Source organism: Shewanella sp. FJAT-51649 (genome assembly GCF_019457435.1).
GTDB lineage: Bacteria > Pseudomonadota > Gammaproteobacteria > Enterobacterales > Shewanellaceae > Shewanella > Shewanella mangrovisoli.
Window position 1 is genome coordinate 4,732,425 of the sequence record NZ_CP080411.1, and the last position, 16,408, is coordinate 4,748,832.

Below are 16,408 nucleotides of genomic sequence, written 5' to 3' on the forward strand. Positions count from 1 at the left end.
CCACAGAATCATGTCATGTCTGTCAGTTCGTCTTGTATCAAGTTATGTCTGTTGACCAGCTTAGTCGGCAGTAGTTTCCTGTGTCTTGCTGCGGAAGCCGAACTTTCCCAAGCGCTGTCGAGTAGCCAAGCTAGGTTGGCTCATATCACTTCGTCGAATACCCAATCGGCACATTTAACCAGCTCGACCTGGCTCACAGGCCTGCCGAGCATCAGCTTAAGTCACCTCGGGAGTTTGGATAATAGTAACAGCTACGAGCAGGAACTCTCAGTCAATTTGCCATTTAAATCCCCCGCGCTACACAGCAGCGATAAGCAAATAAAACAGCTCGCCGAGCAAATTCATCAACAACAAACGGCGTTGCAAGGCTTGTATCTCTCGGGATTATTAAGGCAGAGCCTGTGGGAATACCGCCTAAGCGAAGTCAAACTGTCGCAGCTTGAGCGCAAACAGCAGTTGCTCGATAAACTCCATCGCCAGCAAAAACAACTGACCGATGCGGGGGAACTGCCACTGGCCAACACTCTGCTGCTGGAGCGGGAAAGTGTCGATATCGCCTTAAGCCGCGCCGACATTCTGCAGCAACAATCTCAATCTTTAGCCCTGTATCAACAGCTGACGGGCCAAGACCGAATGCCCTGCGCGATAGAAGAAACTGACCGCCCGCTTGGTAAGGGCGCCGAGGCCTTAGCCCAGCACCCCCTATGGCAATTGTTGAAGCTACAACAACAGCAACATCTGCTGCTGATCCAAACTCAGCAAGCGGGTGAGCGCGATCCCTGGACCGTCTCTCTCACGGCAAAAAATACCGCGGATACGGGCGTAGATGATCAGCAGTTAGGCATAGCCGTGTCAGTGCCCTTAACCTTAGGCTCTGCGCTGTCACAGAGCGATTTATCCCAATGGCAACAAGCAAATACCGAGCAAAGCCTCAATCTTGACCGCAGCGCCCTCGAGCTTAAAAACCAGTGGGATCAATTAGTCCGCCAACAAACTAACCTCGTCGAGCAACAGCGCTTACTCACCCAAGCGCTCGCCCTCAGTCGCACCATTACCGAGGAACTCGCCAAAGTAAAAGATCAAGATCAGGTGAATTATGAAGTCTGGCTGCGCCGCTATATGGAGGCGCTCGACACCGAATCCCGCTTGGCGCTCAACCACGTCAGCTTGCAACAACTGCATTCTCAACAACTCCAAGCCTTAGGAATTTCATTATGATGGCCAAGTACGGCGCATGCCTTCTCTGTTTATCCGCGAGTGTTGTAGGTTCGGCGCAGGCCGAAAGCTTAGCCATTAGCGCCTTAGGCAATCTCGACCTCAGTTACACCCAGCCACAAAGAGTCGCCAGTTATGAGGGCAGCCCACTGCCGGCGCAGGTTGAAATCCTCCCCGGCAATGATTATTGGATCAGCACGCCCGAGAATATCCAGCAGGTGCACTTTCTCGTCGGCCAAGGCCAGCGCGTCAGTAAAGGCCAAGCGATAGTCAAACTCACAGGGCCAGAAGTGTTCCACTACCTCGCTCAAGTCGAGGCCGCAGCTAGCCTGTATCAACTCGCCAAGAGTCGTTATGAGCGCAACAAACCTTTACTCGCCAATGGCAGCATTAGTGCCGAAAAATGGCGTGAGATCAGTCAGGACTATTTTACGACTCACCTCGAATACGAGCATATGCAGCACTTTATGGAGCGCGTCCACAGCACGGATGCGGCTACCGACTCCTTAGTTGTCGCCGCGCCCGTCGACGGTATCGTTAAACTTAATGCCATCAGCGGCCCTTATATGGCGGGGGATCAGCTGTTTTCACTGGTGCCCAATAACAGCATCCGCGTCAAAGTGAATGTGCCCACGGGGCAGTCCCATTCCCTGTCTGCCATCAATATTAATCAATGCCATATCGCAATTGAGTCACTGTCGGCGATTGCCGAAGGCGCCTTTGTCACGGCTTGGTCATCGGCAGTGCCGCAGGAGTGTAACTTATTGTTAGGCCAACAAATGACTGTGGTTCCCGAGTATCAAAAAGCCGTGTATTTACTGCCCAAAAACAGTGTGTTTAGTTGGGAGCAAGACAGCCAAGTGTTTACTCAGTCCGATAATCAGCTCAATGCACTAACGGTCGATATCTTAGGTTCGACGCCAGAGCAATATATTGTCGCCAGCGATCAAGATTTGAGTCAGCTACAAGTCCTATCCCAGTCGGTTGCTGCGGTGAAAGGCATCATGCTCGGTTTAGGAGGCGAATAGGATGCTCACCTCTGTGATCCGTTTTTCGCTCACTCAGCGGCTCTTTGTGCTGATAGTGGCGCTGATCCTCATGTTGGCTGGTGCACGCGCTTGGTTTGCCATTCCCTTAGATGCCTTTCCGGATATTTCCCCAACCCAAGTGAAAATTATCCTCAAGGCTCCCGGCATGACGCCGGAGGAAATCGAAGCGCAGATTACGGTTCCGATTGAAACCGAGCTGCTCGGCATTCCGCAGCAATCGATTCTACGCTCGACCACTAAGTACGCCATTAGCGATATCACCCTCGATTTTGAAGAAGGCACGGATATCTATTGGGCGCGCCAACAGGTGAGCGAGCGCCTCTCGGCGGTCTGGGACAGTTTTCCCGAAGGCGTGAGTGGCGGCGTGGCGCCCATGAGCACGCCACTGAGTGAAATCTTTATGTTTTCACTCGAAAACCCCAATCTTTCCCTGCTGGAGCGACGTCAATTACTCGAGTGGGAAATTCGGCCGCTGCTGCGCACAGTACCGGGTGTTGCCGATGTGAATATCCTCGGCGGTTATGCCAAGAGTTTCAGCATCAGCCCCAATCCTGCGGCGATGGCGGCTGCGGGTGTAAGCTTTGCCGCGCTGCAACAGGCGATTGTGGAGAATAACCACAACGAAGGTGCCGGTAAGCTCACCATAGGCACTGACACCATCATAGTGCGCTCCGAGGGACGCATCGATGATATCGACGAGCTTAAACAGCTAGTGATCAAAGCCGATAATGCTAAGGTCTATCGCTTGCAGGATCTCGCTGATATCCAGATAGGCCACCTTGCGCGCTACGGCGCAGTGACTAAGGACGGTAACGAAACCGCCGAAGCCTTAATCATTGCCCTAAAGGATGCTAATACGGCACAAGTGGTTAACAACATTAAGGAAAAGCTGGCGCAAATCAGCCTAACTCTCCCCGAAGGCAGCCAGATAAACACCTTTTACGACCGCGCTAACCTGATCAATACCGCCATCGAGACCATCTCCAATGCGCTATTCGAGGCAGTTGTGCTGGTCATCGTATTGCTGGCGCTGTTTTTAGGGAATGTGCGCGCCGCGTTAGTGGTGTCCCTGTCGTTGCCGCTGGCTGCACTGTTCACCTTTTTGATGATGGACCACTTCAATCTTTCCGCGAACCTGATGAGCCTCGGCGGCCTCGTTATCGCCATCGGCATGTTGGTGGATTCCTCCGTGGTCGTGGTTGAAAACATGGTGAATTTAATTGCCACTAAACAGCGCTTGCCGCGTTTGCACTTGATCTTTCGCGCCACCAAAGACGTTGCCATTCCCGTAGTCTCAGGCACGGTTATCGTCATCATTGTGTTCTCGCCACTGCTCACCCTCAGTGGTTTAGAAGGCAAACTCTTCACCCCAGTCGCCATCACCATAGTGTTTGCCATGCTGTCGGCGCTGGTGTTATCACTGACCGTAATCCCCGTGATTGCCTCGTACCTAGTCAACGAAAAAGCCGCGAAAGAACCTAAGGCCATCGAAAAGCTCAAGCATCTTTACCTTGGCAGCCTAAAAGCCTGCTTTGGTTGGCAAAAACCTTTTATGCTCATTGCCTTTAGCTTGCTGATTGTCAGTCTCGGCCTGTTTAGTCTGGTGGGGAAAACCTTTATGCCGACCTTAGATGAGGGCGACATTATTCTCCAGTTAGAGAAATCCCCTTCGATTTCCCTCGACGCCTCCATCGCTATCGATAAACAGATCCAGCAAACCTTGCTAAGCCAAATCCCCGAAATTAAGCAGATGGTGGCGCGCACCGGCGCCGATGAGATTGGTTTAGATCCCATGGGACTGAACGAAACCGATGTGTTTTTAGAGCTGGCGCCCCGCAGCGAATGGCGTTTTGCGACCAAAGAGCAGCTTATCGATGCCATCCGCACTGTGCTGCTCAAATATCCCGGCGTGAACTTTAACTTTACCCAACCGATACAAATGCGTGTCTCCGAAATGCTCACAGGCAGCATTGGCGATGTCGCGATTAAAGTATTCGGTAATGATATCGAGACCTTAGGCAAACTCACCGGAGAGATAGAGCAACTGGTCACCGCCACTCAGGGCAGTGTCGACGTTAAGATGGCGATGATTGAAGGCAGTCCTTTTATCAATCTCACCTTAGATAACGAGCTGGCACGTGGGTTTGGGATGAGCACTATGGAGTTTGCCCGCTACCTCAAGAGCCAACTCGAAGGCGTGGTCGTCACCGAAGTGCTGCAAGGGAAGAAGCGCACGCCCGTGCTTATCGCTAATAATCAGGCGCAGATCAGCAACATTAACGAACTGCAAAATCAGTTATTGGTGATGCCAGACCATTCCCTAAAACGCCTAAGTGATGTGGCCGTTTTGAGCTATAAACAGGGCCCGATTCTGATCGAGCGGGAACAGGGAAATCGCTTTTCGGTGATCACCACCAACGTCCAAGGGCGGGATATTGTGGGCTTTGTGGAGGAGCTAAACAGCAAAATCGCCAAGGAAATCAAACTGCCCAGTGGCTATAGCGTTAGCTTCGGTGGCGAGTTTGAAAACCAGCAGCGCGCCACCAGCAATTTGTTGCTGGTGATCCCTATAGCTATCGCATTGATCACTTTGATTTTATTCACCACCTTCGGCTCTCTAGCAAAATCGGGATTAATCCTCGCTAACGTCCCGTTCGCCATGATGGGCGGTATCGTCAGCTTGTATCTCTCGGGGGAATACCTCTCGGTGCCCGCCTCGGTAGGTTTTATCGCCCTGCTGGGTGTCGCCGTGCTTAACGGCGTGGTGATGGTCAGTTATTACGAACAAACCAAATACTTATTCGGTAGCCTCAGGGAGCGAGTCGAACAGGGCGCCGCCCGGCGACTCAGGCCCATTCTAATGACAGCCACCACCGCCATGTTTGGTTTGATCCCCTTAGTGTTCGCCACGGGCCCAGGTGCTGAAATCCAAAAACCCTTGGCCATTGTGGTGATCGGTGGATTGCTCACATCGACCATTACGACCCTGTATTTACTGCCCATGTTGTATTTTTGGCTGGAGAAACGCCGATGAGCACAGAACAACTGCTAGTCCTGATCGCCCAAAACGATATCAAGGACGATATAGTCGACACCCTGATTGAGTTGGAGTTTTTATCCGGCTTTAGCTTGGGCAATATTTGCGGATTTAGCCGAGAGCACAGCCATTTCAATATCAAGGAACAAGTGGAAGGTTATCGGGAGTTTTGTAAGTTTGAGATTATGCACCCTGCAAGCCAGCAAAGCGCCCTGCTTGAAGCACTAGCAAAGGTCTGTAAACACAACCCTTGCCGTTATTGGATTATGCCCATCTATCAAAACGGTACGCTTTCCTAACGATAAAGGACATACGGAACCTGCTGTATGCTAATACCAATCACATTAAATATCTAATCAGTTCAGAGCCTCACAGGCATCTCAATCCAAGGCGCATTGACGAAGAAATGGTTATTCCCTTTTAAGTCAATGTAACACGGGAGTGAGATGCCTGTGAGGCTCCCGAAGGGCGGGGTTGAACGGGCTTTATACTGCGTTTAAGGCTTTCGACAGAGCGCCACTATGTCTTCAAGCCTTCGCCTTGTCTAAAGCCCGTTTAACTCCCGCTGAATGAACAGATATTTAATACGATTGGTATAACTACAGAATCGGTGTTGGACGACGCACTAAGTAAGCACTGGCGATTGAGAGAATGCAGTAAGCGGTAAAGAAGTAGAATCCGCTCTCAAACTGCGCCTTGGTCTTTAGCATTTCGCCCATGCCACCCGAGGCATTGCCTGCCAAAAAGGTAATGATCAGGGCCACCACAAACACATCGGCCATCGACCATTTCGCCAGCGCAGACACTAGATGATGAATGCGCCACTGCAGCGCAACCGAACTCACGCTTTGTTGTACCAACATCAGACTGAGTTTCACTGCGGGGATAATGATACTAAACAGCATCACCAGTCCGGCCACTAAGCCATTGCCAGAGTTATATAATTCGGTGACTGTGCTCCAAATACTGCGGGTTTGCTGCAATACTTCTACCTCACCCCTGAGGTTGTTCAGCCCTAACAGGCCACTGACCATATTCAACATGCCGCGGGCACTGTCGCGCCCCGAGTCCTCATCGAAACTTTGTGCGACCTGCTCAATCCCTTGTTCGGTGAGTTTGGCCTTATCTATGCTGCCATTGAGGCTCAAAATGGGTTGAGTCACGCCGGGAATTAACAGCGCTAAAGACAGCAGAATAACGAGAATCGGAAGGAGAGAGTTGCGTACACTATTCATAACTGGGCCCTAGAAAAACTTTGGCCCAGTGTACGGCCTTTCCCCTTATCGGGGCAATGAATGGCACCTGACAACTTGGCAGATATCAGGTGCAACGGCGCGCATTAGTAGAAGGGTTTAGGATCGATATCCAGCGAGCTAGGTGAAACGCCGCGTTCAATATGCAGCTCCGACTTGAGCAGATCGACCATAACCACCTCGGTATAACGTTTTGCTTTTAAAGAATAAAAACATTTTACGATCGGGTGTAATGCGTCCCTGTCCTTCGAGGCCCAGACGATACCTACGCGTCCGTCGGACAATTCGACCAAAGAGCCGACAGGATACACGCCGACGCAGCGAATAAACTCGTATACCAGCTCTTGATCGAGGTGGAATGGCGTCAGACTCAGTAGGATCTTAAAGGCCGCCGCTGGGCTCATGGCCTCTTTGTAGCAACGAGTGGCGGTTAAGGCGTCGAAGATATCGACAATACAACTCATGCGACCATGGAGCGGGATTTCCTCGGCCTTTAATCCCCGAGGATAGCCACGGCCATCGAGCTTTTCATGGTGCATCAGACAAACGTCTTTACTGACCTGAGATAAGCCTTTTGTTTCGTTCATAATTTCAAGTGCATACACTTGATGCAGCTTCATATGTTCGAATTCTTCAGGGGTGAGTTTGCCAGGTTTGTGCAGGACTTTGTTATCGACCTTGATCTTGCCAATATCATGCAAAATCCCGCCGACCGCCATTTCCCGAAGAATCGAACGGTCGAGTTTAAGGTATTTACCGAAAGTCACCAGCAGGAAGGCCACATTCACTGAATGCTCAAGCAGATAAGCATCCTTTGAACGCAGTGCTGACATGCATCTCAGCGCATCTTCATCCAACAAGACCGATTCAATCATGCTGTCGGCGAGGGCTTCGAAGGGGGCGACCTCTATCGCTTTGCCTTCAAAGGTTTCTGACAAGACTTTGCGGATCAAGTCTTTCGCTTCGGTCAAAATGACCTGTGCCTGCTTTTGCTGATTCTCGCGGGTTGCTAACGGCTTTTTAACTCCAGCAGACCCATCGTTACTGGCTTTGCGCTTAAAACCGCAATGTTCGGCCGAACGTTCAGTGTCGACCCAAACAAATTTGATCCCACTCCTCGTTAATTTAGCAATCGCATCCTTATGCTTGATTTGTCCTGCATTCGCAATTGCGAGCCGACCTTGATCACTTTTGTCTATCGCGCTGACAAACATACCCAGTGTCAATTGCGACACGGGCAATTTGATTAGGTCAACTGATTCTGCCGACTCACTCATATCTAGCAACCCCAAGGCATAGAGAAAATGACTGCTATTTACTACGCAGCTTGCCGCCCTATTGGGCATATTAGCTGTGACTTATCTCTTGGTAGTATAGGACAGTTTATCCTGCATTCTAAGCCGAGGGAGGGAAAAGCACCATATGCTTTGATGACGAGCATCAAAGAACCAGATAAAAACCGAGCAGAATGATGGGGTATTGCTCAGTTAAAGGCTAATTGTTTAATAATACTGTATTTTTTAGCATCATACATTCGAAGCTTGTTACCATCCAACGGCGATATTGGCAGTTATAGCAGGAGCGCATTTCATCATCGACCTGCTCATCTTCATCGTCGGGTGCAAAGCGAGAACACAGCTGTGCCGCTCGCCTCGCTTCAGGATATTGCTGCAAACCCGCTCGAAAAATCCAACGTTCGGTCTCGTATTCAAACTGTTTGAGAAGGTCCTGATTCATCTTCACCTCAATAGTCCTGCAATGCTTGTTTGCCCGCATTACGCCACTGCTCACCGTCACGGCTAACTAGCAATACAAATTGATGCTCAAGATAAACGGCCTTCACTTTGCCTTTGAGTTGAACCTTTTCATTCGCCGCTAAACGGGTTTTATCTGTGCTCATTACCGCATCGAGGCCTGTCTGCTCGAGAATGTCTGCCACAGTTAACTCGAGGGACACTTCCTCAAGCTGACCGAGTTTAATTTGCCCCTTAACGCGCCCATCACTGCCCATTAAACGCAGCCCTAATCCCGCCAAAGCACCAATCACGCCCTGGCCAGTACCACCGTGCTCTGAGAGTTGGATCTGTAACTGCTCGGCAAGTTGATAAGCGGCCGCTTTGGTGATCACTTCGCGCTTGGCTCTGAGCCCAAAGTCCATCAGCGTATTCACATCATAGTCGGAATCGACATCCAAAATTGCAATCCCAGGATCCGCCTTAGGCGCAGATTCGGCGACTAGATGCGCGACCGCCATCCGATGGATCTCCGCCTGCGATAATGGTGACAGCAACGCAAAACACATGGCGCTGTTGTGGGAGGTGTAAGGAATATCTGGATGCACAAACAACTGATGCCGCGTCACAAAGGAAGCCCTGCCACCCGAGTGCTGCGCGAGCAAATGTGCAATTTCCTCGGCTATCTCGCCTGTGCCCTTAGTGCCAATGTCGTCGGTATCGTCAATACAAATAAGCCAATTTTTCATCAGTATTCCTAGCAATTAAAACTTGTCACGGTGGAGGAGATCATGGGCCTTAAGCCTATGCAGCACAGGCGGCACCAGCAAAGCACCTAAGGTGGCAAAGAATCCGCCCTTAAGCACGCTAGCGCCCCATTGGATAAGCACAACGTCGAAGGCCATGCCCGCCAACGCATTGGTAAGCGCCACTTTTACCGCCCAGGCCATACAGCCAATAATGCCTAAAATCACGCAGCGCCAATGCAGGCTTAATGTAAGCGGTAACAGTAAAGCCACGAGATCCATCGCAATCGCCGGCAAGATAAACTTCAATAAAATCATCGGGCCGCCCTTGCCGACACCGAGCGCCATGGCGACTAAGCCTGCAATCCCGCCACAGGCAATCATGCTGCCGAAACGCCCAAGCACGCCGTAGCAAATCAAGTAGAAGAAGCTCATTAAAAACATGCTGTGACCTGAAATCCCAAGCTTGAGCCTTAACATTCCCGTCAAGGCCACCAGCAAGGTGGCGCAAAAACCAATAAACAACGAGTCCTGTAGACTCAGAGGGAGTTTTTTCTTCATTTTTTGTCTCTCGGTGAGTGCCAATGGGTGACACGCGAACTCTTGCCAAAGTGACGACTCTGGGCCGCAATCGCCATCTGACGAGATAATTTAAGTAATTGGATTAATACGGGAAACAGCACGCAGTACACTAGCTCAGGCCAGTTTTTGGGATTTCGCAACGCCTTAGGGGTAATGCGTGCGCCGCGCAGACATTGGATCTGGTAAATCTCACGCACTTCGTCCGCCATAAAGGGCAGCAGACTCAAGGAAGCTGCCACCACAAAGGCCCATTTAGTTGGCAAAAAGGCACTTAACACTTCGCCGATACGCTCGGGCGCCGCCGTAATACACAACCACCAGCCGGGGATAGTCGCTAGAATAATCCGCCCGACCACCACGGCGCCTTGAGCCAAATGGCCAACCCCATAGAGCAACAGATACAGACTCAAGGTAATCGTCAGTTGAATCGCACCGAGTTTAACCACCCCCATGATGCTGCCGCGGCGCGCTAAACCATGGAGCACTAATAAGCCGTTTACCACCACCAGCGGCAGCAATAGTTCGGCGGATAACACAAAGGCGCAGGCAGAGAGCACACAGACCAACAATAGCGATAGCGCGCATAGCGTAGTTTCTTGGCGTTCGCGACTCCAACGCCTGCGGGCTCGTAGTCGCCAGCGACGGCAACTAACCCACATAGCGCTCCTCCATCCCCATGGCATCTTCCGTCAGCAAGCCATTGTGTAAACTGAGCTGCCTAGACACGGCACTATGCTCCACCACTCTGTGACTGCTCATTAGAATCGCACAGCCCTGCGCCCTAAGACGCTTGAGCAGGAACCACACTTTTCGGTAATAGTGCTTATCCATGCCAGCAAGCGGGTCATCGAGTAGCAGTACCTTAGGTTGCAAGCAGGCCAAGGATGCCAAGGCAACCAAATGCTGCTGCCCGTAGGACAATTTATGGGGAGATTGTTCGGCAAGCGCCATCAACTCGAGATCGAGCAGCATTTGCTCGGCACGCTCTTTAGGGAGTTCGAAACGATTCAGGCTAAACTGCATCTCGGCTAACACGCTGGTTTCAAACAGTTGTCGACTCGGCCTTTGGATTAATAATCCTAACTCGGCACCATAGATGCCCAATTTAGGTTTACGACCTAAGACTTTGAGCGGCAAACGCAGCTTTAGGTTGAGCATCCCGGCTAAGGATTTTAGTAGGCTAGTTTTACCCGAGCCATTATCCCCGACCAGAGTCACTATCTCACCCGCATGTAACTGAAACCCCTGCGGACAGCTAAACAAGGGCTGGCTACCGTCGAAACAAAAATCGAATGCCTCGGCACTGACCAGCACTTTACCAACATGAGCAGAACCCCAAGGTTTAACTGGCGTATCAATCGGTTGAGTATCGCTAACTGTGTAGATGCCTGCGGATAAACAGCCAGCCTCCAATTGCCAATAATGCTGGATAATCTCGGCAAACGCCGCCGCATTATGCTCCACCAGCACCAATGCCATGCCTTCGGCAATAAGATTGCGCAGCACTACCAATAGCTCAGCCACACCCAGATCATCGAGCTGCGCCCATGGCTCATCGAGCAGCAATAAATGCGGCTCGCACACCAGCTGAGCGGCGATCATCAAACGGTATTTTTGGCCAAGAGAAAGGGTACTGACTTGGGTATCGAGCCGCAGAAACAACCCGACGCGTCGCAGCGCTAACTGCACCTTAGGCAGCATATTCTCGGCGGGAATGCCGAGATTCTCTAAGGCAAAAGCCACTTCGGCTCCCACGGTTTGCCTCAGTAGCTGAGTTTGAGGATCCTGCATCACTAAGCCAGTGACCAGCTCGGGATGACGCCAAATATCACCCTCATGCGGGCGATTCTGCACGCCCGCAAGCAGGTTTAATAGACTCGATTTACCCGAACCCGTTGGCCCGCTGACACAATGGCATTGACCAGCGCTAATCCCTAGCCTGACCTCCTGCAATACAGGGGTTAATTGGCTGCCATAGTTAAAGCTGACACCTTCGAGCTCGAGTAATTTCATCTTAAATTTGCCAGTTCACACCCACAAAGAACTGACGGCCAGCCTGAGGCAGGGCTTCACTCTGGTAGTAGTTCTCATCCAATAGGTTAGTGGCGCGCAGATACACTTCTAACTTATCGGCGATCAGCGGCTGTACTAAGTTAATGTCCACTAAGGTGTAGTTATCCAGCGACTGCTGTTGATACTGGTTCTGACCGTTCACTTTCACCTGAGTCGCATAAACCTGATCGAGGATACGCTCCACATTCAGGTTAATTTGCGTCTCGAAGGGGAACTCGTAACTCATCTGCCAGCGCAGCTGGTGACGAGGACGGTATTGCAGCGCATCTAAGGTATCGTCGCCTTCCATTTCTTTCGAATCTAAGAAACTGTAGGAGAAGCTCAGATCTAAATGCTCAATCGCATGGTTGTTAATTTGGAAATCAATCCCTTTGAACTCATAGCGCCCCATATTTTGATAGAAACCATCGGTATCTTTGGCGATATAGTTCTTCGCATCCGTGTAATAACCGTAGAGCGAGAAGTCGGTGCTAGCCGGTAAGTTTTGCTCCAGACCTAGCTCAACATGTTTAGATTCTTCCGCTTCTAGCTCACTATTGCCCGATGATTGCGAGTACAGGTTCACCATAGAGGGGAAACGCACTTTACGGGCCACACTCAGGCTCAAGCGTGAATCGGGTACCACCTGCCAATAGCTAGAGGCCATTGCCGAGTAGTTATCATCCGTACCATCGGAGGTATCGAGCGAATGGAAGGCGCCACCGAAGGTAAAGCCATAGTTATGCTCAGATTGATACTGATATTCGGCCGCAGCGGTATATAACCATGCAGAATCGTTTAGGTTTTCAGCACCGCCGGAACCTCCACCGCTACCCGTGCCACCACCAGAGCCTGTTCCGCCACCGCTACCATTGCCACCACCAGAACCTGTTCCGCCACCGCTACCAGTGCCACCGCCAGAGCCTGTTCCGCCGCCACTACCTGTGCCACCGCCAGAGCCTGTTCCGCCGCCGCTACCTGTGCCACCGCCAGAACCTGTTCCACTGCCGCTACCTGAGCCGCTGCCAGAACCTGAACCTGTGCCCGAGTTATTCCCCGTGCCACTGCCAGTATCGCTTGAGTAAGTATCGACGACTGACTTCCAGCTCTGTTCTTCAGCAATCAAAGACGTGGTTAGCAGCCCGGCCTTATGGAAATCGGTGATCAGCTGTAAATTGACCCCTTGCACCACGGAGCGGCCATCTTGAGTTTGCGTCAATGCCTGATAGGTTTCATCGGCATAGGCGGCTTCTAAGGTATCGCTTTGATTGTGATAACCAAATCCGCGCAGGGTAAAGGTATCGTCAAACTGATGGGCTAAGCCAAGTTGGAAAGTATGTGAATCGTAATCGTCGGTACGTTCATACTTAAGTTTGCCGCTACCAGTACCATCACGGGCAGGTTTGCCCCATTCACCATTGCGCAGTGCCATGTTGGCAATCAACTGGGTCTTATCCGATAACCAGTAACTGCCTTGGGCATAGACGTTGGTGACTTCTTTATCTGAGTTCGCACGTAGCTCACCGTCTTGATATTGGGTCGGCTCGAAATCATTCGACATAGGGTAGCCATCGGTCTGTTGACGGCTAACACTCACTAATCCCTGCCAATCATCACCCGAGCCAGCGGCGCTGATATCGCCGTTGAAGGTATTGTCTTTGCCCGCTTCCAAGCGTCCAGACAGAGCAGGCGCAGTACTGCCCTGCTTAGTAATAATATTGATCACCCCACCGGCACCGCTTGGGCCGTACAGCACTGAGGTCGGTCCGACCGACACTTCAACCGAGGCAATTTGGCTGGTTGGGATCACGCTTGGGTCGAACTGACCATCATCGGCACTGCTCATGGGCACACCGTTCACCAGTAAAGTGACATGGCGTGTCTTAAAACCACGAATATCGACCCTTGGAGTACCATCACCGCCCACACGGATATATACCCCGGGCACATTCTTCAACACTTGATCTAAGGTCTGCGCACCTAAAGCGCGGATTTCGGCTTCGTCTATGCTCCAATGGGTGGTCGCCAATTGCTCGGCATCGGCACCTTCGCCATGGACGACAATGACTTCATTCACATTCAGCAGGGGATCGCGGGCGATTTCATCGGCGTTGGCGGTAAAACTCAACCCAATCGCAAGCGCTAAGGACGACACTCTAAAGGTGGTATTTCTGGTAATCATATTATTGTTGTCATACAGGAAGTTTAGGATGTGCCCCCTATTGTGGTCTGAGGAATTTCCGTCTCAACTGAAAAACAATCAAAAACCAACTCAGATCGACTAATTGCAACAAATGGAAAACGCCATCTGTCACAAAGAGACAAAATGTCCAACACAGACGACGGTATCGACAAAAAGACCCATCTAGGTCACATTTTTTAGCGTCTCGAAATGAGACTATGGCAAAAGTCACACACTCGTGGGTTGCATCTTGACACTCGCGGCCTCGGCCTTTAATTTGAGCGAAAGATTCTTATTTACACGTTCTCACCCACTTGGTGTAAATGACTTTAAAAAGAATGGATTAACTTATCGCTGACTGCCGGAACTTCAGCCACCACCTTCATCTCGTTACCTTTGGAGTTTTATTTGCCCGCTCACGCCCTGTCTGAAGACCTTAAGTCTCTCATCGACAAACTTATTCAATTGAAGCAGGTTCCACCGACGGAGCCGATAGTGCAGTTATCCTTAACAACTGTCTCTATCCCTTTGATTTCGTGGTTGGCATCCCAACACCAATATCCGCGCATTTACTGGCATGGGCGCGACAAGGTTGAAGAAGTGGCGGCAATTGGCGCCTGCAAAGACTTTAAGTTTGAAACCGGTGTCGACGATAAAACATTAGCGAACGTCTACGAACAGCAGCGCGCCTTATCCAGCAATCCTGAGATCCGCTACTACGGCGGCGTGGCGTTTGACCGCAGCATCGAATCTTGGCCCGAGTTTGGTAACAGTCGCTTTGTGTTACCGCGTATCGAATTTAGGCGCAGCGACAATCAGTTCAGTTTACGGGTGAATCTTAACTTTGCCGATAGCACTCCAGAAGAGGAAATCAATCGCGCCATTGCCGCGATAGAAGCCGTGCAGCCGGCTCGTCCGCTCACACCGCCCAATAAACTTGCACTGTTGAGCCGCACCGATATTCCCGATTTTCCGCGTTGGAAGACCTTAATCGAGCAAGTTGTTGACCCCAAGTTTAACCAAGAGACGCCCAAGGTGGTGCTGTCGCGCCACACAGAGCTTGAGGTCAATGCACAGGTCGATCCTTGGATGGTATTAGCCTGCTGGCAGGGGCGTAATCCGAATAGTTTCCAATTTGGCTTCCAATTTAGCCCTGAGCGCACCTATATCTCCTGCTCGCCAGAGCGGTTATTTCGCCGTCGTCAGCAGGAATTGTTTACCGAGGCGCTTGCTGGCACCACTGTACGTGGCTTAAACCAAGAAGAAGACACGGCACTGGCCAACGCGCTGCTCGAAGACAACAAAAACAGCATAGAAAACCAGCTGGTTCGCCGTCATATCGTCAGTATGCTCTCCCCCTTGAGCCAGCATGTGGGCGCCGAAGAAACCGCGACGATTTTTAAGCTAAACCATATTCAGCATCTCCACCGCGCCATTCGTGCCGAGTTAAAGCAGGACGTGAATGACTTCCAATTGCTACAGGCTCTGCACCCAACTCCAGCAGTGGGTGGCCTTCCCCGCGAGTCTGCCATGCGCTTTATTCGCGAACGCGAAGGCTATATGCGCGGTTGGTACGCTGGTGCCTGTGGCTATTTCAATAAGTATGAGAGTGAGTTTTCGGTGGCGATTCGCAGCGCCTTGATTGAACCCGGCAAGATCAATCTATTTGCTGGTGCGGGGATTATTGCAGGCTCAGATCCCGAGGCGGAATGGCAAGAGCTAGAGAATAAGTTAGCGACGATTATGTCGATTCTGATTGAGCTTTAAGCTACTGATAAACACTAAAATCCCTTTGCTTTGGTCTCAGTGTAGAGCCTATTTTGCTCTCCAGAATCGATAAGCTTTTTATGTGCCATATCAAACTGTTGCTTTAACATTCGTCCTTTATCGGTATTCGAAAACGCAAAAAAAGCTTCCGCCTTTAACACCCCTTGTATCACCACAAAGTTTTGCGGCTCCTTCATTTTTGGCGCTAACGCTAAGATATCCGGCTGATAATCTAAAACGGCATCGACTCGTCCCGCATTGAGATTATTCAACATGTTAAGCATATCGCTGCTTTCTTCGTAATACATTGGCGTTGGAGTGAGCATATTGAATCGATAGGCCAACATGGCTTGAACTTTACGATAGGATAAACTTTCAATACCAATCCAGCTGGCCGCGATTGCCGGCGTCACGGCCGCATCAATACTATCGACCTCGACGGGATTTTCACTCAGCAAACTCTGTTTCACGTCGCCTCGATACACGCTGAGGATCATATCGGCTCTGTTGTGCTCAATCAGGTATAAAGTGCGGGCAAAAGGCATAAACTGCACATCGAGTTGCCACTCGGGCGCAGGAAAAGTACGTTGCAAAATATCGAAGTAATAACCCGTTTCATCGGGATTCGCGAAACCTTCCCAAGTAGCAGTAACCAAATGAATAATCACAGGCTTACTCGGCGTAGCGAAAGCACACAAACTCAAAAAGCTTAAACACAAGGCCGTAAGGAATGATCTCATCACTTTCTCCTCCCCCATTTATTAAGAGTGTAGAATAGTTTCTATACCCATG

14 protein-coding genes are annotated in these 16,408 nt (G+C 50.8%); 5 read left to right on the top strand and 9 right to left on the bottom strand.

Features of this window, described 5'->3' with window-relative positions; translation table 11 throughout:
- The first annotated feature begins 15 nt into the window (after positions 1-15).
- From K0H59_RS20720 to K0H59_RS20735, 4 genes are read left to right on the top strand one after another with little or no spacing between them, the layout of a single operon-like run.
- Entirely contained in the window at positions 16-1,218 is a 1,203-nt protein-coding gene (locus K0H59_RS20720; protein ID WP_220054253.1) for a metal transporter, read from the top strand.
- Positions 1,215-2,243 (top strand): membrane fusion-like protein, encoded by a 1,029-nt coding sequence (locus K0H59_RS20725; protein ID WP_220054254.1) that lies wholly within the window; start codon positions 1,215-1,217, stop codon positions 2,241-2,243. The genes K0H59_RS20720 and K0H59_RS20725 overlap by 4 nt, the downstream gene beginning before the upstream one ends.
- Before the next feature lies 1 nt (position 2,244).
- Positions 2,245-5,298 (top strand): efflux RND transporter permease subunit, encoded by a 3,054-nt coding sequence (locus K0H59_RS20730; protein ID WP_220054255.1) that lies wholly within the window; start codon positions 2,245-2,247, stop codon positions 5,296-5,298.
- Positions 5,295-5,600 (top strand): DUF3240 family protein, encoded by a 306-nt coding sequence (locus K0H59_RS20735; protein ID WP_011627657.1) that lies wholly within the window; start codon positions 5,295-5,297, stop codon positions 5,598-5,600. Before K0H59_RS20730 ends, K0H59_RS20735 begins: the two co-directional genes overlap by 4 nt.
- Before the next feature lie 300 nt (positions 5,601-5,900).
- Here the strand turns inward: K0H59_RS20735 and K0H59_RS20740 are convergent, their stop codons facing one another.
- The 8 genes from K0H59_RS20740 to K0H59_RS20775 all read right to left on the bottom strand — a co-directional run bounded on the left by K0H59_RS20740 (position 5,901) and on the right by K0H59_RS20775 (position 13,849).
- Complete coding sequence (locus K0H59_RS20740; RefSeq protein WP_220054256.1) at positions 5,901-6,536, bottom strand: paraquat-inducible protein A; 636 nt, start codon at positions 6,534-6,536, stop codon at positions 5,901-5,903.
- A 104-nt stretch (positions 6,537-6,640) separates the two neighbouring features.
- Positions 6,641-7,831, bottom strand: a complete 1,191-nt coding sequence (locus K0H59_RS20745) for an HD-GYP domain-containing protein (RefSeq protein WP_220054257.1) — start codon at positions 7,829-7,831, stop codon at positions 6,641-6,643.
- 217 nt (positions 7,832-8,048) lie between these two features.
- Positions 8,049-8,291, bottom strand: coding sequence for a hypothetical protein (locus K0H59_RS20750; RefSeq protein ID WP_220054258.1), 243 nt, complete (start codon positions 8,289-8,291; stop codon positions 8,049-8,051).
- Between the two features lie 7 nt (positions 8,292-8,298).
- Positions 8,299-9,036: a DNA-binding protein gene (locus K0H59_RS20755; protein ID WP_220054259.1), complete on the bottom strand. Its 738-nt coding sequence runs from the start codon at positions 9,034-9,036 to the stop codon at positions 8,299-8,301.
- A gap of 15 nt (positions 9,037-9,051) precedes the next feature.
- Positions 9,052-9,594, bottom strand: coding sequence for a core component of ECF transporter (locus K0H59_RS20760; RefSeq protein ID WP_133181794.1), 543 nt, complete (start codon positions 9,592-9,594; stop codon positions 9,052-9,054).
- On the bottom strand, positions 9,591-10,274 hold the full coding sequence (locus K0H59_RS20765; protein WP_220054260.1) for an energy-coupling factor transporter transmembrane component T: 684 nt from the start codon (positions 10,272-10,274) through the stop codon (positions 9,591-9,593). The genes K0H59_RS20760 and K0H59_RS20765 overlap by 4 nt, the downstream gene beginning before the upstream one ends.
- On the bottom strand, positions 10,264-11,628 hold the full coding sequence (locus K0H59_RS20770; RefSeq protein WP_220054261.1) for an ATP-binding cassette domain-containing protein: 1,365 nt from the start codon (positions 11,626-11,628) through the stop codon (positions 10,264-10,266). Before K0H59_RS20770 ends, K0H59_RS20765 begins: the two co-directional genes overlap by 11 nt.
- Position 11,629: 1 nt before the next feature.
- Positions 11,630-13,849 carry a TonB-dependent siderophore receptor gene (locus K0H59_RS20775; RefSeq protein WP_220054262.1) on the bottom strand — a complete coding sequence of 740 codons (2,220 nt, stop codon included), beginning with the start codon at positions 13,847-13,849 and terminating at the stop codon, positions 11,630-11,632.
- 408 nt (positions 13,850-14,257) lie between these two features.
- On the opposite strand from K0H59_RS20775, the gene K0H59_RS20780 reads away from it, so the two are divergent.
- On the top strand, positions 14,258-15,616 hold the full coding sequence (locus K0H59_RS20780) for an isochorismate synthase MenF (RefSeq protein ID WP_220054263.1): 1,359 nt from the start codon (positions 14,258-14,260) through the stop codon (positions 15,614-15,616).
- A 14-nt stretch (positions 15,617-15,630) separates the two neighbouring features.
- Here K0H59_RS20780 and K0H59_RS20785 read toward each other — a convergent pair whose 3' ends face one another.
- Entirely contained in the window at positions 15,631-16,356 is a 726-nt protein-coding gene (locus K0H59_RS20785; RefSeq protein WP_220054264.1) for an ABC transporter substrate-binding protein, read from the bottom strand.
- Positions 16,357-16,408: the final 52 nt, after the last annotated feature.

Coding starts and splice junctions, on each gene's coding strand:
- K0H59_RS20720 (WP_220054253.1), top strand. CDS start 16: ATGTCTGTCAGTTCGTCTTGTATCAAGTTATGTCTGTTGACCAGCTTA.
- K0H59_RS20725 (WP_220054254.1), top strand. CDS start 1,215: ATGATGGCCAAGTACGGCGCATGCCTTCTCTGTTTATCCGCGAGTGTT.
- K0H59_RS20730 (WP_220054255.1), top strand. CDS start 2,245: ATGCTCACCTCTGTGATCCGTTTTTCGCTCACTCAGCGGCTCTTTGTG.
- K0H59_RS20735 (WP_011627657.1), top strand. CDS start 5,295: ATGAGCACAGAACAACTGCTAGTCCTGATCGCCCAAAACGATATCAAG.
- K0H59_RS20740 (WP_220054256.1), bottom strand. CDS start 6,536: ATGAATAGTGTACGCAACTCTCTCCTTCCGATTCTCGTTATTCTGCTG.
- K0H59_RS20745 (WP_220054257.1), bottom strand. CDS start 7,831: ATGAGTGAGTCGGCAGAATCAGTTGACCTAATCAAATTGCCCGTGTCG.
- K0H59_RS20750 (WP_220054258.1), bottom strand. CDS start 8,291: ATGAATCAGGACCTTCTCAAACAGTTTGAATACGAGACCGAACGTTGG.
- K0H59_RS20755 (WP_220054259.1), bottom strand. CDS start 9,036: ATGAAAAATTGGCTTATTTGTATTGACGATACCGACGACATTGGCACT.
- K0H59_RS20760 (WP_133181794.1), bottom strand. CDS start 9,594: ATGAAGAAAAAACTCCCTCTGAGTCTACAGGACTCGTTGTTTATTGGT.
- K0H59_RS20765 (WP_220054260.1), bottom strand. CDS start 10,274: ATGTGGGTTAGTTGCCGTCGCTGGCGACTACGAGCCCGCAGGCGTTGG.
- K0H59_RS20770 (WP_220054261.1), bottom strand. CDS start 11,628: ATGAAATTACTCGAGCTCGAAGGTGTCAGCTTTAACTATGGCAGCCAA.
- K0H59_RS20775 (WP_220054262.1), bottom strand. CDS start 13,849: ATGATTACCAGAAATACCACCTTTAGAGTGTCGTCCTTAGCGCTTGCG.
- K0H59_RS20785 (WP_220054264.1), bottom strand. CDS start 16,356: ATGAGATCATTCCTTACGGCCTTGTGTTTAAGCTTTTTGAGTTTGTGT.